Genomic DNA, 18,841 nt, shown 5'->3' with positions numbered 1-18,841 from the left:
GCTCCTACGGGGCAGCGCGTATGGGCTCAAGGCTGGGTTTCGAGCTACTCGCGACAATACGGCGGGTAACTTCGTCGGACGGCCTCACGTCCTGGCATGGGTTGCTAGCGGCGGTGGACGAACGATTCAGCGGGTGTCCACCAGGCCGTGGCCGCTTTTGGCGGCGTTCGGGACTATAGCAGTAATCATTAAGTGCTTCAATTCCATGAAAAATTGCTATCATTGCGCGATGACGACTCCCGCCCAACCGACCACTGGCGTTCAACTGCTGGAGGTCTCGCCGGAATTTGCCGGCCAACGTATAGACAACTTTCTTCGCACTCAGCTCAAGGGCGTTCCCAAGACCCTGATTTACCGCATTCTTCGCAAGGGCGAAGTGCGTGTGAACAAGGGGCGGATCAAGCCCGAATACAAGCTGCAGGCCGGGGATGTCGTGCGCGTGCCGCCGCTACGCATGGCCGAGCGGGACGAGCCCGCGCCTTTGGCGCTGGGTTTGCTCGAGCGTCTCGAAAAAGCCATCGTCTACGAAGACAAGGCCCTGATCGTGCTGAACAAGCCGGCCGGCATCGCCGTGCACGGCGGCAGCGGATTGAGCTATGGCGTGATCGAGGCATTCCGCCAGTTGCGTCCCGACGCCAAGGACATCGAGCTGGTGCATCGGCTGGATCGCGATACCTCCGGCCTTCTGATGATCGCCAAGAAGCGCAGCATGCTGCGTCACCTGCACGAGGCGTTGCGCGGCGACGGTGTCGACAAGCGCTACATGGCGCTGGTGCGCGGCAACTGGCCGGCGGCGAAGAAGAAGATCAGCGCACCCTTGCTGAAGAACAACCTGCGGTCCGGCGAGCGCATGGTCGAGGTCAATCCCGAGGGGAAGGAAGCGCTCACGGTGTTTCGTGTGCTGCGTCGCTTCGGCGAGTTCGCCACCCTCGTCGAGGCCAGCCCCATCACCGGTCGCACTCACCAGATTCGCGTTCATGCCAAGCACGCGGGGCACTCGATCGCGGGCGACAGCAAGTACGGCGATGAGGAGTTCACCCGCGAGATCCGCGAAATGGGCGGCAAGCGGCTGTTCCTGCATGCCTATGCGCTGACCGTGCCGCTGCCCGAGGGTGGCGAGTTGAAGGTCGAGGCCGAGGTGGATGAAGTCTGGGGGCGCACCTTGGAGCGCCTGGGTGCCTGATTACGAACTGCTGATCTTCGACTGGGACGGCACCTTGTGCGATTCCATCGGTCGTATCGTCGATTCGATGCGCGCGGCGGCGAGTCTTGACGGGTTGGGCGAACGCAGTGACGAGGCGATCAAGGGCATAATCGGGCTCGGTCTTCCGGAGGCTATTGCCACGCTTTATCCGGAGCTGGTCGAGGTCGGCCGGGTGGAAGTGTTCCGGCAGCGTTACGCCGAGCGCTACATGGCGCTGGACATGCGTCCATCTCCTTTGTTTTCTGGGGTGGTCGAGTGTCTGGAGTCGTTTCGCCGGCGTGGCCTGCGCATGGCGGTCGCCACCGGCAAGAGCCGCCGTGGGCTGGATCGGGTGCTGGCGGGGCATGGCTGGCTGGATTACTTTGAGATCACCCGCTGCGCCGATGAAACGGCCAGCAAGCCCGATCCGCTGATGCTCAACGAGATCCTTGCCCACTGCGGCGTGCCGCCGGAAAAGGCGCTGATGGTCGGCGATTCGTCGTTCGATCTGGACATGGCGCGCCGCGCGGGCATCGATTCGGTGGCGGTCGGCTACGGTGCCCAATCGCTGAGCGAGCTGCTCGCGTTTGCTCCCAAGCTCGCCATCAACGAGTTTTCCGAACTGCGCCGCTGGTTCGACGGCGTCGCCAATGGCTCACTGATCAAGGAGTACGAGAATGTCGGATGATTGGAAGGCTTCGGCTTCCACGGTCGACGAAAAGAGCTGGAAGCTGCTGGAAAAGGCACTGCTCGCCAGTGTCCAGGAGCAGCGCCGCTCGCGCCGCTGGGGCATCTTCTTCAAGCTGCTGACCTTCGTCTACCTGTTCGGCATGCTGGCGCTGTTTTCGCCGATGCTCAACTTGCGCAAGGCCGGATCGTCCAGCGGCAGCTATACCGCGGTGGTCGATGTGCGCGGGATGATCGCCGACAAGGAGGCCGCCAGCGCAGACAACATCATTGGCAGCCTGCGCGCCGCTTTCGAGGACGAAAGCACCAAGGGTGTGATCCTGCGCATCAACAGTCCAGGCGGCAGCCCGGTGCAGTCCGGCTATATCTATGACGAAATCCGTCGCCTGCGCGCCGACAAGCCTGCGACCAAGGTCTATGCGGTCATTTCCGACCTGGGCGCCTCCGGTGCCTATTACATCGCCAGTGCGGCCGACGAGATCTACGCCGATAAATCCAGTCTGGTAGGCTCCATCGGTGTCACTGCCGCGGGTTTCGGTTTCGTGGGAACCATGGAGAAGCTGGGGGTCGATCGTCGCGTCTACACCTCCGGCGAGCACAAGGCGTTTCTCGATCCCTTCCAGCCACCCAAGGCGGATGAAGCCGAGTTCTGGCAGGGCGTGTTGCAGACGACCCATCGCCAGTTCATCGACAGCGTGAAGAAGGGGCGTGGCGACCGCTTGAAGGACAAGGATCATCCGGAACTGTTTTCCGGTCTGATCTGGTCGGGAGAACAGGCGCTGCAACTGGGCCTGATCGATGGCCTTGGCAGCACCAGTTACGTTGCGCGCGAAGTCATCGGCGAGAAGGAAATAAAGGATTACACCGTCGAGGAAACGCCTTTCGACCGTTTCGCCAAGAAGATCGGTGCCAGCGTCGCCGACAATCTGGCGATGTGGATGGGCTTCCAGGGTCCTTCGCTGCGCTGATCGCTGCTTCTTATATGGCTAGGGCGTGCGGATCACGGAATCCGAACGCCTTCGGTCAGCAGCATGTCCACCAGGCGAATCAGTGGCAGTCCGACCAGGCTCGTCGCGTCGCTGCCTTCGGTCGCCCGAAACAGGCTGACGCCCAATCCTTCCGATTTGAAGCTACCGGCGCAGTCAAGGGGCCTTTCGGCTTCCAGATAGCGCTCGATCCGTTCGTCGTCGAGTTCGCGAAAGTGCACGGTGAACGGCACGCAATCCACCTGGCATTCGTCGGTGGCGGTGTTGAGCAGGGCCACCCCGGTGAGAAACACCACGCTGCTGCCGCTGGCGCCACGCAGTTGCGCCTGGGCGCGAGCGAAACTCATCGGTTTGCCAAGAATCTGTCCGTCCAAAACGGCCACTTGGTCCGAGCCGATGATCAGGTGTTGGGGGTGCAGGTGGGTGAGGGCGCGCGCTTTTTCCTCGGCAAGGCGCAGTACCAGGGCTTCGCCTTCCTCGTTAGGTCGCCGGGTTTCGTCGATCGCCGGCGCGGACCAACTGAATGGCAGGCGCAGACGTTCGAGCAATTCGCGGCGGTAGGCGGAGCTGGATGCGAGAACCAAGGGCAGCATGCGTTTTCTCCTGTTGTTCGCCGGGATTCTAACGATCGCATCCGAGAGCGGACAGGGTGGATTTTCTTTGACAGCGACGACCTACATCCCTAGAATCTCGCGCCTATGTTGAATGGGCCGATTCCACCTCAGGTTGATCCACGCAAGCTTGCAGATCGCGGTACCACCCTTGAGGGTGATCTGCAGCAGGCAAGCTTGCCGCGTCTGAGCGCTCAACTCGCTGATAACGCCGGTACGGTGCATGTCAAGCTGGTGTTTGATCGCAACGAGCGTCGCGCTGCGTTCATTCGCAGCGAGTTCAGCGCTGAGGTAAAGATGATCTGCCAGCGTTGTCTGGAGATCTCCGCTCTGCCGATCCATGGCGAATACATTTACGCCGTGGTCAAGGAAGGGGCTTCCGACCAGTCAGTGCCGAAAGGCTATGACGCGCTGGAGGTGGGGGAGGAGCCCCTGGATCTGCTGACGCTGGTTGAGGATGAGTTGCTGCTCGCCTTGCCTATCGTTCCGGTCCATGAAGATTGCCAGCCGCCGGCGGGGCTCGATGAGCCTGAACCGAGCGAGGACGAGGTTTCGCGGTCCAACCCGTTCAGCGTACTGGCCCAGTTGAAGCGTGACCCAAACGTTTAGGAGTTAAATCAGTATGGCTGTTCAGCAGAACAAAAAATCCCGTTCCGCCCGTGACATGCGTCGTTCGCACGACGGTCTCGAGTCGAACGCCCTGTCCGTGGAAAAGACCACCGGTGAAGTTCACCTGCGTCACCACGTTTCCCCGGAAGGTGTGTACCGCGGTCGCAAAGTGATCGACAAGGGCGCCGACGAGTAATCTTGTCCGCTCCGATCATCGCGATTGATGCAATGGGTGGGGACTTCGGTCCCCGCTTCATTGTTCCAGCCAGCATCGCCTGCCTGGTTGAATCCCCCTCGCTTCACGTGGTCCTCGTTGGCCAGACCGCTCTCCTCGAAGAAATCATTGCACGCCATCCGGGTGTCGATCGCTCGCGTCTGCACATAAAGCATGCCGGGGAAGTTGTCGGTACCAACGAACGCCCGTCCCAGGCATTGCGTGGCAAGCCTGATTCGTCCATGCGCGTCGCTCTGGAGTTGGTGCGCGACGGATACGCTCAGGCCTGTGTCAGCGCCGGCAACACCGGTGCGCTGATGGCGCTGTCGCGTCACCTCTTGAAGACTCTTCCGGGTATCGATCGTCCGGCGATGGTCACCGCCATTCCTACCCGCACCGGAAGCTGTCATCTGCTCGACCTGGGTGCGAACGTCGATTGTTCGGCCGAGCACCTCTATCAGTTCGCCGTGATGGGCGTGGTCGCCGCCGAGGCCCTGGGCACTCCGCATCCGCGTGTTGCGCTGCTCAACATCGGTACCGAAGAGATCAAGGGCAACCAGCAGGTCAAGCTGGCCGCCAGCCTGCTGCAGAAAGAGGAAGGGCTCAACTTCATCGGTTACGTCGAGGGTGACGGTCTCTATCGTGGAGAAGCCGATGTGGTGGTGTGCGACGGTTTCGTTGGCAATATCCTGCTCAAGTCCAGCGAGGGCCTGGTTTCGCTCGTGTCGTCGCGGCTCGAAGCGCTGTTTCGATCGGGCGTCACCTCACGACTGGTGGGGGTTCTCGCCTTGCCGCTCCTGCGCCGGCTGCAGGCCGAGTTGGCGCCCGCCCGGCACAATGGCGCGAGCTTCCTCGGGTTGCAGGGCATCGTGGTGAAAAGTCATGGCTCTGCCGGGCAGGAGGGTTTTCAGAGCGCTATTCGCCGCGCGGTCGTGGAGGTGCGGGAGAACCTGCCTCGCCGTCTGCATGGGCGCCTCGAAGATCTGTTGCTGTAGGATGTGTGACCGTTTTCGATCCTCTGACATCCAAAGATGATTCGCGACGCCGGCAAGCGGACTGCATGTCGGGCGTTTTTCCGATAAGAGATTCAAAAAGGGCCCGTTGCAATGTCCGCACCCCTCGCATTCGTATTTCCCGGTCAAGGCTCGCAGTCGCTCGGCATGCTGGCTGAGCACGGCGCACAGGCGGGAACCGTTCTGCAGACTTTCGCCGAAGCGTCCGATGCCCTCGGCTATGACCTCTGGGCGTTGATCCAGCAGGGTCCTGTGGAGCGTCTCAACGAAACCGACAAAACCCAGCCGGCCATCCTCGCGGCATCGATCGCGCTCTGGCGCCTTTGGCTGGCCGAGGGTGGCGCCACGCCCGCCTTCGTTGCCGGGCACAGCCTCGGCGAGTATTCCGCCCTGGTGGCTGCCGGTAGCCTGCCGTTCGCCGCAGCGGTGAAGCTGGTCGAGCGTCGTGGACAGTTGATGCAGCAGGCAGTGCCGGCCGGGCAGGGCGGGATGGCGGCGATCATCGGTCTGGACGACGCCGACGTTCTGGCTGCCTGTGCCGAAGCGGCACAGGGCGAAGTGGTCAGCGCGGTGAATTTCAATGCTCCCGGCCAGGTCGTGATCGCGGGCGGTGCGGCTGCCGTGGCGCGCGCCATGGAAGCCTGCAAGGCCCGTGGCGCGAAGCGCGCGCTGCCGCTGCCGGTGAGCGTTCCGTCGCACTGCGAGCTGATGCGACCGGCTGCCGAGCGCTTTGCCGAGTCGGTTCAGGCGATTGCCTGGCAGGCGCCGAGCATTCCCCTGGTGCAGAACGTCAGTGCGGCGGTGCCTGTCGATTTGGAAACGCTTCAGCGGGACTTGCTGGCGCAGCTGTACAGCCCGGTCCGCTGGGTCGAGTCCATCGTTCGATTGGGAGGACAGGGCGTGACCGATCTTGTCGAATGTGGTCCTGGCAAGGTGTTGAGCGGCCTGAACAAGCGCTGCGTGAAAGACCTCCGCACGCATAACCTGGATACCCCCGAAGCCTTCGCTGCGACGCGCGCAGCGCTGGCCTGAGCATGGAGAAGAGTATGAGTTTGCAAGGTAAGGTGGCGCTGGTTACCGGCGCGAGTCGCGGTATCGGCCAGGCCATCGCCCTCGAGTTGGGTCGCCAGGGTGCGATCGTCATTGGCACTGCGACGTCGCCCGCCGGCGCCGAACGCATCGCCGAAACGCTCAAGCAGAACGGTATCGAAGGCGCTGGCCTGGTCCTCGACGTAACCGACAGCGACTCGGTCTCGAGCACCCTGGAACACATTCAGCAGCATCTCGGCCAGCCATCGATCCTCGTCAATAACGCAGGGATCACGCGTGATAATCTGATGTTGCGCATGAAGGACGATGAGTGGTTCGAGGTCATCAATACCAACCTCAACAGCCTGTTCCGTCTCTCCAAGGCCGTTCTGCGCGGTATGACCAAGGCGCGTTGGGGCCGTATCATCAATATCGGTTCGGTCGTCGGCGCCATGGGCAACGGTGGCCAGGCCAACTATGCCGCAGCCAAAGCCGGTCTCGAGGGGTTTGGTCGCGCGCTGGCGCGTGAAGTCGGTTCGCGGGCGATTACCGTCAATGCGGTAGCGCCGGGTTTCATCGATACCGACATGACCCGTGAACTGCCGGAAGCGCAACGTGACGCGTTGCTTGGGCAGATTCCGCTGGGCCGTCTGGGGCAAGCCGAGGAAATCGCCAAGGTCGTGGCTTTCCTTGCGTCGGATGGCGCGTCCTATGTCACTGGTGCGACCATTCCGGTCAACGGCGGCATGTACATGAGCTAATGTGACGGAATCCTTAAGGAATCTGTCACAGGAACGGTCTAGAATCCGCTCCCAATTATCGCTGGTAGAATAGGCGGCGTCGTGCGGCTCAGGGAAGGTCGGTGGCGTTCAGCTTGAAAAGCGGAAAACCCTTTCTATACACTTACCCGCAGCCCAGCTGCCGGGACTTGTCCACTAGGAGTGAAAACAAAACATGAGCACCATCGAAGAACGCGTCAAGAAAATCGTCGCTGAGCAACTCGGCGTCAAAGAAGAGGAAGTGACCAACAGTGCTTCCTTCGTCGAAGACCTGGGCGCGGACTCTCTTGACACCGTCGAGCTGGTGATGGCTCTGGAAGAGGAATTCGAGACCGAGATCCCGGACGAGCAAGCTGAGAAGATCACCACTGTTCAGGAAGCCATCGATTACATCAACGCGCACGCGCAGTGATCTCGTAATCGTCGACTTTCCGACTGGGAAAAGCCGCACTGCCTTTCGGGGCGTGCGGCTTTTCTTTAAGCGCCATTCCAGGGCGCACGATAAGAAGAGGATATAGCAGTGTCGCGCAGACGCGTCGTGGTCACCGGTGTGGGTATGTTGTCACCGCTGGGGACCGATGTGCCGAGCAGCTGGGAAGGAATTCTCGCCGGCCGCAGTGGCATCGCTCCCATCGAGCACATGGACCTTTCCGCCTACAGCACCCGTTTCGGGGGCTCGGTGAGGAATTTCAATGTCGAGGAATACCTCTCGGCCAAGGAAGCTCGCAAGATCGACCTGTTCATCCAGTACGGACTGGCCGCCAGCTTCCAGGCGGTTCGCGATTCCGGGCTGGAGGTCACCGATGCCAATCGTGAGCGTATCGGCGTGGCCATGGGCTCCGGTATCGGCGGCCTGACCAACATCGAGAACAATTGCAAATCGCTGATCGAACAGGGGCCGCGGCGCATTTCGCCGTTCTTCGTGCCCGGGTCGATCATCAACATGGTGTCCGGCTTCCTGTCCATCCATCTGGGTATCCAGGGGCCGAACTACGCCATCGCCACCGCTTGTACCACCGGCACCCATTGCATCGGCATGGCCGCGCGGAACATCGCCTATGGCGAAGCCGACGTGATGATCGCCGGCGGCTCGGAAATGGCCGCCAGTGGCCTGGGCATCGGCGGGTTCGCCGCCGCGCGGGCTCTGTCCACGCGCAATGACGATCCGCAGCGCGCCAGCCGTCCCTGGGACAAGGGCCGGGACGGCTTCGTGCTGTCCGACGGTGCCGGCGCGCTGGTGCTGGAAGAGCTGGAGCATGCCAAGGCGCGCGGCGCGACCATCTATGCCGAGCTGGTCGGCTTCGGCATGAGTGGCGACGCCTACCACATGACTTCGCCGCCCGATGATGGCGCCGGTGCCGCCCGCTGCATCCGCAACGCGCTGCGCGACGCTTCGCTGAATCCGGAGCAGGTGCAGTACATCAATGCCCACGGCACTTCCACGCCGGCTGGCGATCTCGCCGAGGCGATGGCGATCAAGAGCGTCTTCGGCGATCACGCCTACGCGCTGTCGGTCAGTTCGACCAAGTCCATGACCGGTCACCTGCTGGGTGCGGCGGGCGCGGTCGAGGCGATCTTCAGCGTGCTGGCGATCCGCGACCAGGTCGCACCGCCAACCATCAACCTGGACGAACCGGACGAGGGCTGCGACCTCGATTTCGTGGCGAACCAGGCCAAGGCACGGCCGATCGACGTCGTACTGACCAACTCCTTCGGCTTTGGCGGCACCAACGGCTCGCTGGTGTTCAGCCGGTTCGCCGACTGATGCTCCGCTGGGTCGACGGTCGACCCAGCGAGACGCTGTCCAGCCTGGATCGCGGCCTCGCCTACGGTGATGGGCTTTTCGAGACCATCGCCGTGCACAGCGCACGCCCACGTCTGCTCGAGCATCATCTGGCGCGGCTGGCCGACGGCTGCCGACGGTTGTCCATCCCCCTCGATCAGGCGCTGCTGCGCGCCGAGCTGTTGGCTTTCGCCACGCAGCTGGGCGAGGGCGTCGCGAAACTGGTCGTCACCCGCGGCGACGGTGCCCGCGGTTATGCGCCGCCTGGCGCGCCCACGCCGCGCCGGTTGTTGTTCGGCAGTCCCTGGCCATCCTATGCGCAAGCCAACGTCTCTCAGGGTGTCGAGCTGTTTCCCTGTCGCACGCGCCTCGCCGAGCAGCCGTTGCTGGCCGGTATGAAGCACCTGAACCGGCTCGAGCAGGTCATCGCCCGTGGCGAGTGGCAGGAGCCGCGCTATGCCGAGGGGCTGATGCGGGACATGTCGGGACGGGTGGTGGAGGGGGTTTTCAGCAACCTGTTCCTGGTCCGCGAGGGCCGATTGATTACCGCCGAGCTGAGCCGCTGCGGTGTCGCCGGGGTGATGCGTGCCTGGGTGCTGGAGCAGGCGGCGGAACAGCAGATCGTGGTTGAGATCCGGGATGTCGATTACGACGAGTTGCTCGCTGCCGACGAAGTGTTCCTCTGCAACAGCCTGTACGGGATCTGGCCCGTGCGCCGTCTGGAGGGACATGTCTGGTCCGCCGGAGCGCTCACCCGTAAACTGCAGGGCATCCTCCGCACGCTTCTGGATTTCTGATTCGTGATACGCAAATTGTTGATTCTGCTCGAGGTTGGCGTATTGCTCGGCGGTCTTGCGCTGGGTTTCTGCGGCTGGCGGCAACGCGAGGCGCTGCAGCAGCCGCTGGCCCTCGCCGAGGAGCGCCTGCTCGAGGTGCCCAGCGGCAGCACGCCAGGTGGCCTGCTGGGTGAGCTGGAGAGCGAAGCGGTGTTGCGCGATTCGTTCTGGCTTCGCCTCTACTGGCGTTTCAATCTGTCCGGACAGAGCCTGCACAGCGGCGAGTACCGTCTCACGCCGGGCATGAGCGCCGCGGATCTGCTTCGCCTTTGGCAGCACGGTGAGGTCGTTCAGTACAGCCTGACGCTGGTTGAGGGCTGGAATTTCCATCAGGTGCGCCAGGCGCTGGAAAAGCAGACCAAGCTGGAGCAGACCCTCGCCGGCGTGGACGACCGCGAACTGATGGCGCGCCTGGGCGAATCCGGCGCACATCCTGAAGGGCGCTTCTTCCCGGACACCTATCGCTACGTGCGCGGCACCAAGGACATCGACCTGCTGAAGCAGGCCAGGCAGCGCCTGCAACAGGTGCTCGACGAGGAATGGGCGCAGCGCGCCGAAGGCTTGCCGTACGCCGACGCCTACCAGGCGCTGATCATGGCCTCGCTGGTGGAGAAGGAAACCGGCGTGCCATCCGAACGCGGGCAGATCGCCGGCGTGTTCATCCGCCGCCTGGGTCTAGGCATGCTGCTGCAGACCGATCCGACCGTGATCTACGGCCTGGGCGAGCGCTACAACGGCAAGCTGACGCGTGCCCATCTGCGCGAGGCCAACCCCTACAACACCTACATGGTCGCCGGGCTGCCGCCGACGCCGATCTCTCTGGTCGGCCGCGAGGCGATCCACGCCGCCCTGCATCCGGAGCCCGGCAGCAGCCTGTACTTCGTTGCGCGGGGCGATGGTAGCCACCTGTTCTCCGATGACCTGGAGTCGCACAACCGTGCGGTACGCGAGTACCAGTTAAAGCGCCGCGCCGATTACCGTTCCAGTCCGGCGCCAATTCCCGTTCCCCCGCAATCCCAGCAGAAGGAAGCCCCGTGAGCGGCCTGTTCGTCACCCTGGAAGGCCCGGAAGGCGCCGGCAAGAGTACCAATCGCGAGTACCTCGCCGAGCGTCTGCGGGCGAACGGCGTCGAAGTGCTGCTGACCCGCGAGCCGGGCGGCACACCGCTGGCCGAGCGCATTCGCGAGCTGTTGCTGGCACCCAGCGACGAGCCCATGGCGGCCGATACCGAGCTGCTGCTGGTGTTCGCCGCTCGCGCGCAGCATCTGGCCGAGGTCATCCGTCCGGCGCTGGCGCGCGGTTGCGTGGTGCTCTGCGATCGATTCACCGATGCCACCTACGCCTACCAGGGCGGCGGTCGCGGCTTGTCCACGGCGCGTATTGCCGAGCTCGAGGCGTTCGTCCAGGGCGAGTTGCGCCCGCAACTGACGCTGATCTTCGACCTGCCGGTGGAGATCGGCCTCTCGCGTGCCGCCGCGCGTGGCCGGCTCGATCGCTTCGAGCAGGAGGGCCGTGGCTTCTTCGAGGCGGTGCGCCAGGCCTATCTCACCCGCGCCGCCGCCGTGCCGGCGCGCTACCGCATCGTCGACGCGGCGCAGCCGCTGGACGCCGTACAGCGCGCGCTCGATGGGCTGCTGCCCGAGCTGCTGGAGTTGGCCCGTGGCTGAAGCCTTTCCCTGGCAGGCCGCGTTGTGGCAGCAGATGGCCACGCGCAGCCAGCATGCGCACGCCTATCTGCTGCACGGCCCGGCCGGAATCGGCAAGCGCGCCTTCGCCGAGCGGCTGATGGCGCGGCTGCTCTGCCTGCAACCGCAGGGCGCCGATGCCTGTGGTCAATGCAAGGCCTGCCATCTGTTGGCGGCAGGCACCCACCCGGACAATTTCGTGCTGGAGCCCGAAGAGGCCGACAAGCCGATCAAGGTCGACCAGGTGCGCGAGCTGGTGTCCTTCGTGGTGCAGACGGCGCAACTCGGCGGGCGCAAGGTGATCCTCGTCGAGCCCGTCGAGGCGATGAACCTCAACGCCGCCAACGCGCTGCTCAAGAGCCTTGAGGAGCCCTCGGGAAACACCGTGCTGCTGCTGATCAGCCATCAGCCCAGCCGCCTGCTGCCCACGGTCAAGAGTCGCTGCGTACAGCAGGCCTGCCCGCTGCCGAGTGCCGAGCAGAGTCTGGCCTGGCTCTCCGCCAACGTCCCCGAGGCGACGCCGGAGATGCTCACCGAACTGCTCGAGCTGGCCGGCGGCTCGCCGCTGGCGGCCAAGCGCCTGCATGGGCAGGGTGTGCTCGAGCTGCGCGCGCAGGTCATCGACGGGGTGAAGAAGCTGCTCAAGCAGCAGCAGGGCGCCAGCCAGTTGGCCGAGGGTTGGAATGCCGTACCGCTGCAGCTGCTGTTCGACTGGTTCCACCAGTGGGCGCAGCTGATGCTGCGTTATCAACTGACCCGTGATGAAGGCGGGCTCGGACCGGCGGACATGCGCAAGGTCGTCCAGTACCTGGCGGACAAAACTCCGCAGGCCAAGCTGTTGTCGATGCAGGACTGGCTGTTGGCGCAGCGGCAGAAGGTTCTCGGCAAAGCCAACCTGAACCGTGTGCTGCTTCTCGAGGCTCTCCTCGTGCAGTGGGCAAGCCTGCCTGGGCCGGGCTAGAATCGCGTCAACTACCGCATTGGAATACCGCATGAGCCTGCCACCGAACCTGGGTCCGCGTAACGGAATCCTGTCCTTGACCATCAAGGACAAATCCGTGCTGTATGCCGCCTACATGCCCTTCATCCGGAACGGCGGTCTGTTCATCCCCACCAACAAGAGCTACAAGCTCGGTGACGAAGTGTTCATGCTGCTGAACCTGATGGACGAGCCTGAGAAGATTCCGGTGGCCGGCAAGGTGGTCTGGATCACGCCGAAGGGTGCCCAGGGCAACCGCGCCGCCGGTGTAGGCGTGCAGTTCAACGAGGGTGACAACACCGCCCGCAACAAGATCGAGACCTACCTCGCCGGCGCGTTGAAGTCCGATCGCCCGACCCACACGATGTAACCCAACCCGTTGGCGCCCGCCATACCTTCCTCATCCTCGTAGATTTGCCATGCTCGTCGACTCCCATTGCCACCTCGACCGCCTCGACCTGGCTGCCCACGGCGGCTCTCTCGATGCCGCGCTGGAGGCGGCGCGCGCGCGCGGCGTCGGACATTTCCTCTGCATCGGTGTGAGCGCGGACAACGCCGCGGCCGTGAAGGCGCTGGCCGAGCGTTATGCCGATGTGCACTGTTCGGTCGGTGTGCATCCGCTGGACATCCAGCCCGGCGCCGCGCCGGCTCTCGACTGGCTGCTGGCCGAACTCGAGCATCCGCGCGTCGCTGCCATCGGCGAGACCGGCCTGGACTACCACTACGAACCGGAGGCGGCCGAGCTGCAGCGGCAGGCATTCCGGCTGCACCTGCACGCGGCGCAGATCACCGGCAAGCCGGTCATCGTGCATACCCGCGAAGCGCGGGCTGACACCCTCTCGCTGCTGCGCGAGGCAGCGCTGCCCCAGGCCGGCGTGCTGCACTGCTTCACCGAGGACTGGGAAATGGCCAAGGCGGCGCTGGATATCGGGTTCTACATCTCGCTGTCGGGCATCGTCACCTTCCGCAACGCCGATGCACTGCGCGAAGTGGCGCGGCAGGTGCCGGCAGATCGCCTGCTGGTGGAAACCGATTCGCCTTACCTCGCACCGATCCCCCATCGCGGCAAGCCCAACCTGCCGCAATACGTACGTGAAGTGGCGGAGTTCCTCGCCGAGCTGCGCGGGGTCGGCTTCGACACGCTGGCCGAGCAGACCACGGCCAACTTTAAGCGGCTGTTCCCGCTCGCGCGGTTCTGAGCAGGCAAAAAAAACCCGGGTTCTGGGGGTGAATCCGGGTCAAGACCATTTAGGAGTTGCATCAGGACGCGCGGTCCACGGCGCCTGCCCGTGCGGCGTTCGGGGGAAAACGCTGCATCCGGTGATTGGATTATTGACCAGGCCGGCGTGGCGTCCAGCGAATGCTGGTCGTTTTTTAAACAGATTTGGAATACCGCTGCGTTTGCTGAGCACTCACCCCTCTACCTTCTGACGCAGCACGTTCAGGGTCTCCTCGATTACCCGCGTTTCGGTGTAGAAGTGCGGCGACAAGCGAATGCCGGCGCCTCGCTGGGCGCAGACGACCTGATGAGCCTTCAGATGGGCAAACAGGGCGGCGTTGTCGCAGCCGTTCAGGCTGAAGGTCAGGATTCCGGCGCGGCGGGCCGGGTTCAGCGGGCTGTGCAGACGGACGCCGGGAATTGCCTGCAGCCCTTCCTGCAGCCATTGCACCCGCTCTTCCAGCGCCTTGCCCACCGCCTCCATGCCGATTTCTTCGAGCAGCGACAGGCTGGCTTCCAGGCCCATGGCGCCGAGCATGTTCGGGCTGCCGCATTCGAAGCGGCGAGCGCTGCGTGCTGGTTCCCAGTCGGCGCGGTCATAGTCGCCGGCGTGCTCCAGCATGTGCCAGCCGTATTCGTGCAGCTTCAGCTGGTCGCGCAGATCGCGGCGGCAATAGAACACGCCGAGGCCTTCCGGGCCGAGCATCCACTTGTGTCCGTCAGCCATGGCGAAGGCGCAGTGGCTGGCCTGGACATCGAAGGGCAGGGCGCCCAGTTGCTGGATGGCGTCGATGCACAGGAGCACGCCGTTCTGCTGGCAGCCCTGGCCCAGACGCGGCAGGTCCAGGCGCAGTCCGCTGGCGTATTGCACCGCGCTGATGGCCATCAGTCGCGTTCGTGGTCCGCAGGCGGCGAGCAGCGCGGCTTCGGGGTCCTTGCCGGCCAGTCTGACCTGGATCACCTCGACACCCTGCGGCTTGAGCGCTTCCCAGACGACACGGTTGGATGGGAATTCCTCGTCGCTGATGATCACCTGATCGCCGCTGCGCCAGTCGAGGCCGAAGGCCACGAAGGACAGCGCCTCGGAAGTGTTCTTCACCAGCGCGATATCCGCGATGCCGGGCGCGTTGAGCAGGCGTCGCAGGCGTTCGCGCAGGCGGTGTTCCACGTCCAGCCATTGCGGGTAGTCACGGGCACCGTGCGTGGCGTTCTCTTCGGCGAAGGCGCTTATCGCCATGCTCGCGCGTTTTGGCCAGGGGGCGACGGCGGCGTGATTCAGATAACGCAGGCCGGAAGCCTGCGGGAACTCGTCTTGAAAGGCATACATGATGGATGTTCCGTGCAATTTGCGGCCGGTTGGGCATAATATCCCGCTTCGATTTTCACCTTAGTCTTCCTATGCAGAAAGAACCCCGTAAGGTCCGAGAATTCCGCCGCCGTGAGCAGGAGATCCTCGACACCGCGCTCAAGCTGTTCCTCGAGCAAGGTGAAGACAGCGTCACTGTCGAGATGATCGCCGACGCAGTCGGTATCGGCAAAGGCACGATCTACAAGCACTTCAAGTCGAAGGCGGAGATTTACCTGCGCCTGATGCTCGACTATGAGCGCGACCTCAACGAGCTGTTCCACTCGGACAAACTCGACAACGACAAGGAAGCGCTGTCGCGCGCCTACTTCGAGTTCCGCATGCGCGATCCGCAGCGCTACCGGCTGTTCGACCGGCTCGAGGAGAAGGTCGTCAAGGGCAACCAGGTGCCAGAAATGATCGAGGAGCTGCACAAGATTCGAGCCTCGAACTTCCAGCGTCTGACCCGCCTGATCGAAGGCCGTATCGCCGAGGGCAAGCTGGAGAACGTGCCGCCGTACTTCCACTATTGCGCCGCATGGGCGCTGGTGCACGGCGCCGTCGCGCTCTACCACTCGCCGTTCTGGAGCAATGTGCTGGAGGATCAGGAAGGCTTCTTCCAGTTCCTCATGGACATCGGCGTGCGCATGGGCAACAAGCGCAAGCGCGACGGCGATACGCCCGCTGCCTGAGGGCTGCGGGCGGTTCCTGCGGGTGGCGCGGCCACTCGCCCGCTGAATTTCTCCCCGCATGTTCGGTCCGTTGTAGTGATGGCGCGGAAGCTGCATTGACCGTCCATCCGCCGGTTTCCCGTCGCCGGCGCCAGGAGAAGATTCGATGCGACGCATGATTCCGTGGTTGGTGCTGCTTTGCCTGAGTGGCTGCATGAAGGTCAGCGACATGGCCGAAGGCACCCGCTATCAGTTGGCCGACGCCGGCATTCTCGATCACAGTGCCACCGAGCGAGCCAATAACCGGCGCCTGCAGCCCGACTCCTTCATCTACATCGCCCAGGGGCATTTTATTCCGCCCGGTAGCGCCTACCCGCGACCCAATGTCGTCGCGGAGGAAGCCTTCAACGGTTTCGTCGAATATTTTCCGATGGTTCGACGCGCACGTGGTCCGCTCGGGCTGGACGAGGCGATGGCCGAGGCGCGCAGCTTCGGCGCGCACTACCTGCTGTACGCCCGCTTCGCCAGCGCCGACGACCGCATAGGCACGGTGGAAGAGTGGGAGGACCAGGAAGCGCTGGACCGCCTGGGCATCGACCGCGGCGTGATCCAGCTGATACTGGTAGAAACCAGCACCAATTTCCTCGTGGACACTGCACGCATCCGCAACCGGGGCGGATTTCTGACGTTCTACGATCAACGCCCGGAGGATTTGCTGGCACCGCCACTGCGCGACTACGCCCAGCGTCTGCTGGGCTTGAACACGAGGTGAACATGAGCGAATCAGGTAAGGCCAACGATCTTCTGGCGCAGATCCCCAAGGGGGAAAAGAAAGGCCTGCCGCCCGTGCACTTGTGGAACCCCGACTTCTGCGGCGACATCGACATGCGCATCGCCCGGGACGGCACCTGGTACTACCTGGGAACGCCGATCGGGCGAAAGCCAATGGTCAAGCTCTTCTCCACCATCATCCGGCGCGATGGCGACGATTATTTTCTGATCACGCCCGTGGAAAAGGTCGGCATCAGGGTGGACGACGCGCCGTTCGTGGCGCTGACGTTGCAGGTGGAAGGCGAGGGCGAGCGCCAGGTATTGCGCTTCATGAGCAATGTCGATGATGAAATCGTGGCCGGTGAAGAGCATCCGATCCGGGTGATGCTCGACAAGGACACCGCGGAACCTGCGCCTTATCTGCGGGTGCGCGGCAACCTCGATGCGCTGATTCACCGCAATGTCTTCTACCAGATGGTCGAGCTGGCGGTGCCGCGCGATCAGGATGGCGAGTGCTGGCTGGGTGTCTGGAGCAGCGGCGTTTTCTTCCCCATCGGACCGCTGCCGGCTTGATGCCCGCGCTTTTCCGCACCCCACAAAAAAGGCCCGAGGGGCCTTTTTCATTACTCACATGTTGGGGTAGTTCGGCCCGCCGGTGCCTTCCGGGGCGACCCAGGTGATGTTCTGCGCCGGGTCCTTGATATCGCAGGTCTTGCAGTGGACGCAGTTCTGCGCGTTGATCTGGAAGCGCTTCTCGCCATCTTCCTGAGTCACCACCTCATAGACGCCTGCCGGGCAGTAACGTTGGGCCGGTTCGTCGTACAGCGGGAGGTTCTGGCCGATCGGAATGCTCGGATCGGTCAGTTTCAGGTGGATCGGCTGATCCTCTTCGTGGTTGGTGCTGGAGAGGAACACCGACGAGAGCTTGTCGAAGCTGATCTTGCCGTCCGGTTTCGGGTAGCTGGTCTTCTCGGCTTCCGCGGCTTTCTTCAGGCAGGTGTGATCCATGCGCGTGTCGTGCAGGGTCAACGGCAACTTGCCACCGAGCAGGTTGTACTCGACGAAGCTGAACGCCGGGCCGAGCAGCGGGCCGAACTTGTGCATCGCCGGGCCGAAGTTGCGGGTCTGGTACAGCTCGTCATGCAGCCAGCTGGCCTTGAAACCGTCCACGTAGTTGTTCAGTTCATCGGCCTCGCGACCAGCGGCCAGCGCCTCGGCGATGGCTTCGGCGGCGAGCATGCCGGACTTCATCGCGGTGTGGCTGCCCTTGATCTTGGCCGCGTTGAGTGTGCCGAGGTCGCAGCCGATCAGCGCGCCGCCCGGGAAGACCATCTTCGGCAGCGAGTTGTAGCCGCCCTTGACCAGCGCGCGTGCGCCGTAGGAAATGCGCTTGCCGCCTTCCAGGTACTGCTTGATCACCGGGTGGTGCTTGTAGCGCTGGAACTCGTCGAACGGCGACAGGTGCGGGTTGCTGTAGGCGAGGTCGACGATCAGCCCGACGACGACCTGGTTGTTCTCCAGGTGATAGAGGAACGAACCGCCCGGGTTTTCCTTGTTCAGCGGCCAGCCGGAGGTGTGTACCACCAGGCCTTGCTCGTGCTTGGCCGGGTCGATTTCCCAGAGTTCCTTGATGCCGATGCCGTAGTGCTGCGGGTCGGCATCCTTGGCCAGGTTGTAGCGCTTGCCCAGCTGTTTGCCGATATGTCCGCGGCAGCCCTCGGCGAACAGCGTGTACTTGCCGCGCAGCTCCATACCAGGCGTGAACACGCCTTCTTTCGGGTGGCCTTCGCGATCGACGCCGAGATCGCCGGTGACGATGCCGCGGACGATGCCGCTCTCGTCGATCAGCGCTTCCTGTGCGGCGAAGCCCGGATAGATTTCGACGCCGAGGTTCTCCGCCTGCTGGGCCAGCCAGCGGCACAGGTTGCCGAGGGAAATGATGTAGTTGCCTTCGTTGTGCATCGGCTTGGGCACGAAGAAGTTCGGGACCTTGGTGGCTTTGTCTGCGCTATTCAGCAGATAGATGTCGTCGCGCTTCACCGGCGTGTTGAGCGGGGCGCCGAGCGCTTTCCAGTCGGGAAAGAGTTCGTTCAGGGCGCGCGGCTCGAACACGGCGCCAGATAGAATGTGGGCGCCGACCTCGGAACCTTTCTCGACCACGCAGACGCTGATTTCCTGGCCCGCTTCGGCGGCCTTTTGCTTCAATCGACAGGCGGCGGACAGACCAGCAGGGCCGGCGCCTACGATGACGACGTCGAATTCCATGTATTCGCGTTCCACAGCTATCTCCTAATCAAGGCTCTTCGGTTTTATGATGGTGCCGGTCTTTCCCTGACCAGAGCTGCGCGCATTATATCCACACCCTCGCGCGGGTCCAATACAAACGTTTGTTTGAATCTGCGCAAAGCCTGATAGAATCGGCTTTGGCGGCTGTTTTGGGA

22 protein-coding genes are annotated in these 18,841 nt (G+C 63.4%); 19 read left to right on the top strand and 3 right to left on the bottom strand.

Annotated features, from left to right (window positions below):
• Positions 1–229: 229 nt before the first annotated feature.
• The 3 genes from rluC to sppA are packed head-to-tail and all read left to right on the top strand — an operon-like array spanning position 230 to position 2,838.
• Positions 230–1,183, top strand: coding sequence for a 23S rRNA pseudouridine(955/2504/2580) synthase RluC (gene rluC, locus QMX85_RS13350; protein WP_282341608.1), 954 nt, complete (start codon positions 230–232; stop codon positions 1,181–1,183).
• Positions 1,176–1,871: an HAD-IA family hydrolase gene (locus QMX85_RS13345; protein ID WP_282341607.1), complete on the top strand. Its 696-nt coding sequence runs from the start codon at positions 1,176–1,178 to the stop codon at positions 1,869–1,871. The genes rluC and QMX85_RS13345 overlap by 8 nt, the downstream gene beginning before the upstream one ends.
• Positions 1,861–2,838, top strand: coding sequence for a signal peptide peptidase SppA (gene sppA, locus QMX85_RS13340; protein WP_282341606.1), 978 nt, complete (start codon positions 1,861–1,863; stop codon positions 2,836–2,838). The genes QMX85_RS13345 and sppA overlap by 11 nt, the downstream gene beginning before the upstream one ends.
• Positions 2,839–2,870: 32 nt before the next feature.
• On the opposite strand, the gene QMX85_RS13335 is transcribed toward sppA, so the two are convergent.
• A complete protein-coding gene (locus QMX85_RS13335) occupies positions 2,871–3,449 on the bottom strand; it encodes a nucleoside triphosphate pyrophosphatase (RefSeq protein WP_282341604.1) in 579 nt (192 codons plus the stop codon).
• Between the two features lie 105 nt (positions 3,450–3,554).
• Between QMX85_RS13335 and QMX85_RS13330 the strand changes: the two genes are divergently transcribed.
• The 13 genes from QMX85_RS13330 (at position 3,555) to QMX85_RS13270 (ending at position 13,593) form a co-directional block, all read left to right on the top strand.
• Positions 3,555–4,076, top strand: a complete 522-nt coding sequence (locus tag QMX85_RS13330) for a YceD family protein (protein WP_282341603.1) — start codon at positions 3,555–3,557, stop codon at positions 4,074–4,076.
• 13 nt (positions 4,077–4,089) lie between these two features.
• Positions 4,090–4,272 carry a 50S ribosomal protein L32 gene (rpmF, locus tag QMX85_RS13325; RefSeq protein ID WP_090231262.1) on the top strand — a complete coding sequence of 61 codons (183 nt, stop codon included), beginning with the start codon at positions 4,090–4,092 and terminating at the stop codon, positions 4,270–4,272.
• 2 nt (positions 4,273–4,274) lie between these two features.
• A complete protein-coding gene (gene plsX, locus QMX85_RS13320; protein ID WP_282341601.1) occupies positions 4,275–5,285 on the top strand; it encodes a phosphate acyltransferase PlsX in 1,011 nt (336 codons plus the stop codon).
• A 111-nt stretch (positions 5,286–5,396) separates the two neighbouring features.
• Positions 5,397–6,335: an ACP S-malonyltransferase gene (fabD, locus tag QMX85_RS13315; RefSeq protein WP_282341599.1), complete on the top strand. Its 939-nt coding sequence runs from the start codon at positions 5,397–5,399 to the stop codon at positions 6,333–6,335.
• A 14-nt stretch (positions 6,336–6,349) separates the two neighbouring features.
• Positions 6,350–7,093, top strand: coding sequence for a 3-oxoacyl-ACP reductase FabG (gene fabG / locus QMX85_RS13310; RefSeq protein ID WP_282341598.1), 744 nt, complete (start codon positions 6,350–6,352; stop codon positions 7,091–7,093).
• A gap of 193 nt (positions 7,094–7,286) precedes the next feature.
• Positions 7,287–7,523 carry an acyl carrier protein gene (gene acpP / locus QMX85_RS13305; RefSeq protein WP_003283670.1) on the top strand — a complete coding sequence of 79 codons (237 nt, stop codon included), beginning with the start codon at positions 7,287–7,289 and terminating at the stop codon, positions 7,521–7,523.
• A gap of 108 nt (positions 7,524–7,631) precedes the next feature.
• On the top strand, positions 7,632–8,876 hold the full coding sequence (fabF, locus tag QMX85_RS13300) for a beta-ketoacyl-ACP synthase II (protein WP_273233097.1): 1,245 nt from the start codon (positions 7,632–7,634) through the stop codon (positions 8,874–8,876).
• Positions 8,876–9,691, top strand: a complete 816-nt coding sequence (gene pabC, locus QMX85_RS13295) for an aminodeoxychorismate lyase (RefSeq protein ID WP_282341595.1) — start codon at positions 8,876–8,878, stop codon at positions 9,689–9,691. The genes fabF and pabC overlap by 1 nt, the downstream gene beginning before the upstream one ends.
• Positions 9,692–9,694: 3 nt before the next feature.
• Positions 9,695–10,768 carry an endolytic transglycosylase MltG gene (gene mltG, locus QMX85_RS13290; RefSeq protein ID WP_282341594.1) on the top strand — a complete coding sequence of 358 codons (1,074 nt, stop codon included), beginning with the start codon at positions 9,695–9,697 and terminating at the stop codon, positions 10,766–10,768.
• On the top strand, positions 10,765–11,397 hold the full coding sequence (gene tmk, locus QMX85_RS13285) for a dTMP kinase (protein WP_282341593.1): 633 nt from the start codon (positions 10,765–10,767) through the stop codon (positions 11,395–11,397). Before mltG ends, tmk begins: the two co-directional genes overlap by 4 nt.
• Positions 11,390–12,376 (top strand): DNA polymerase III subunit delta', encoded by a 987-nt coding sequence (locus tag QMX85_RS13280; protein WP_282341592.1) that lies wholly within the window; start codon positions 11,390–11,392, stop codon positions 12,374–12,376. The genes tmk and QMX85_RS13280 overlap by 8 nt, the downstream gene beginning before the upstream one ends.
• A gap of 31 nt (positions 12,377–12,407) precedes the next feature.
• Positions 12,408–12,764: a PilZ domain-containing protein gene (locus QMX85_RS13275; RefSeq protein ID WP_090231254.1), complete on the top strand. Its 357-nt coding sequence runs from the start codon at positions 12,408–12,410 to the stop codon at positions 12,762–12,764.
• 49 nt (positions 12,765–12,813) lie between these two features.
• Entirely contained in the window at positions 12,814–13,593 is a 780-nt protein-coding gene (locus QMX85_RS13270) for a TatD family hydrolase (protein WP_282341588.1), read from the top strand.
• Between the two features lie 213 nt (positions 13,594–13,806).
• On the opposite strand, the gene QMX85_RS13265 is transcribed toward QMX85_RS13270, so the two are convergent.
• A complete protein-coding gene (locus QMX85_RS13265; RefSeq protein WP_282341586.1) occupies positions 13,807–14,940 on the bottom strand; it encodes an aminotransferase class V-fold PLP-dependent enzyme in 1,134 nt (377 codons plus the stop codon).
• Positions 14,941–15,011: 71 nt separating this feature from the next.
• Between QMX85_RS13265 and QMX85_RS13260 the strand changes: the two genes are divergently transcribed.
• The 3 genes from QMX85_RS13260 to QMX85_RS13250 all read left to right on the top strand — a co-directional run bounded on the left by QMX85_RS13260 (position 15,012) and on the right by QMX85_RS13250 (position 16,973).
• On the top strand, positions 15,012–15,650 hold the full coding sequence (locus QMX85_RS13260) for a TetR/AcrR family transcriptional regulator (RefSeq protein WP_090231251.1): 639 nt from the start codon (positions 15,012–15,014) through the stop codon (positions 15,648–15,650).
• Between the two features lie 145 nt (positions 15,651–15,795).
• Positions 15,796–16,401, top strand: coding sequence for a DUF4823 domain-containing protein (locus QMX85_RS13255; protein WP_282341583.1), 606 nt, complete (start codon positions 15,796–15,798; stop codon positions 16,399–16,401).
• 2 nt (positions 16,402–16,403) lie between these two features.
• On the top strand, positions 16,404–16,973 hold the full coding sequence (locus tag QMX85_RS13250) for a DUF1285 domain-containing protein (protein WP_282341634.1): 570 nt from the start codon (positions 16,404–16,406) through the stop codon (positions 16,971–16,973).
• Positions 16,974–17,027: 54 nt separating this feature from the next.
• Here the strand turns inward: QMX85_RS13250 and QMX85_RS13245 are convergent, their stop codons facing one another.
• Entirely contained in the window at positions 17,028–18,680 is a 1,653-nt protein-coding gene (locus QMX85_RS13245) for an electron transfer flavoprotein-ubiquinone oxidoreductase (protein WP_282341581.1), read from the bottom strand.
• Positions 18,681–18,841 lie beyond the last annotated feature (161 nt).

This window comes from Pseudomonas sp. PS02288, assembly GCF_029959715.1.
GTDB classification, from domain to species: Bacteria; Pseudomonadota; Gammaproteobacteria; order Pseudomonadales; family Pseudomonadaceae; genus Pseudomonas_O; species Pseudomonas_O kuykendallii.
The sequence above is the reverse complement of the archived record's forward strand: the minus strand, read 5'-3'. Positions and strand labels throughout refer to the sequence as shown.

Excerpts from the sequence above, each read along its gene's own strand:
- QMX85_RS13275 (WP_090231254.1), top strand. The coding sequence starts at position 12,408 with ATGAGCCTGCCACCGAACCTGGGTCCGCGTAACGGAATCCTGTCCTTG.
- pabC (WP_282341595.1), top strand. The coding sequence starts at position 8,876 with ATGCTCCGCTGGGTCGACGGTCGACCCAGCGAGACGCTGTCCAGCCTG.
- acpP (WP_003283670.1), top strand. The coding sequence starts at position 7,287 with ATGAGCACCATCGAAGAACGCGTCAAGAAAATCGTCGCTGAGCAACTC.
- QMX85_RS13260 (WP_090231251.1), top strand. The coding sequence starts at position 15,012 with ATGCAGAAAGAACCCCGTAAGGTCCGAGAATTCCGCCGCCGTGAGCAG.
- QMX85_RS13270 (WP_282341588.1), top strand. The coding sequence starts at position 12,814 with ATGCTCGTCGACTCCCATTGCCACCTCGACCGCCTCGACCTGGCTGCC.
- fabG (WP_282341598.1), top strand. The coding sequence starts at position 6,350 with ATGAGTTTGCAAGGTAAGGTGGCGCTGGTTACCGGCGCGAGTCGCGGT.
- QMX85_RS13330 (WP_282341603.1), top strand. The coding sequence starts at position 3,555 with ATGTTGAATGGGCCGATTCCACCTCAGGTTGATCCACGCAAGCTTGCA.
- sppA (WP_282341606.1), top strand. The coding sequence starts at position 1,861 with ATGTCGGATGATTGGAAGGCTTCGGCTTCCACGGTCGACGAAAAGAGC.
- rluC (WP_282341608.1), top strand. The coding sequence starts at position 230 with ATGACGACTCCCGCCCAACCGACCACTGGCGTTCAACTGCTGGAGGTC.
- QMX85_RS13250 (WP_282341634.1), top strand. The coding sequence starts at position 16,404 with ATGAGCGAATCAGGTAAGGCCAACGATCTTCTGGCGCAGATCCCCAAG.
- QMX85_RS13255 (WP_282341583.1), top strand. The coding sequence starts at position 15,796 with ATGCGACGCATGATTCCGTGGTTGGTGCTGCTTTGCCTGAGTGGCTGC.
- QMX85_RS13335 (WP_282341604.1), bottom strand. The coding sequence starts at position 3,449 with ATGCTGCCCTTGGTTCTCGCATCCAGCTCCGCCTACCGCCGCGAATTG.
- QMX85_RS13265 (WP_282341586.1), bottom strand. The coding sequence starts at position 14,940 with ATGTATGCCTTTCAAGACGAGTTCCCGCAGGCTTCCGGCCTGCGTTAT.
- fabD (WP_282341599.1), top strand. The coding sequence starts at position 5,397 with ATGTCCGCACCCCTCGCATTCGTATTTCCCGGTCAAGGCTCGCAGTCG.
- rpmF (WP_090231262.1), top strand. The coding sequence starts at position 4,090 with ATGGCTGTTCAGCAGAACAAAAAATCCCGTTCCGCCCGTGACATGCGT.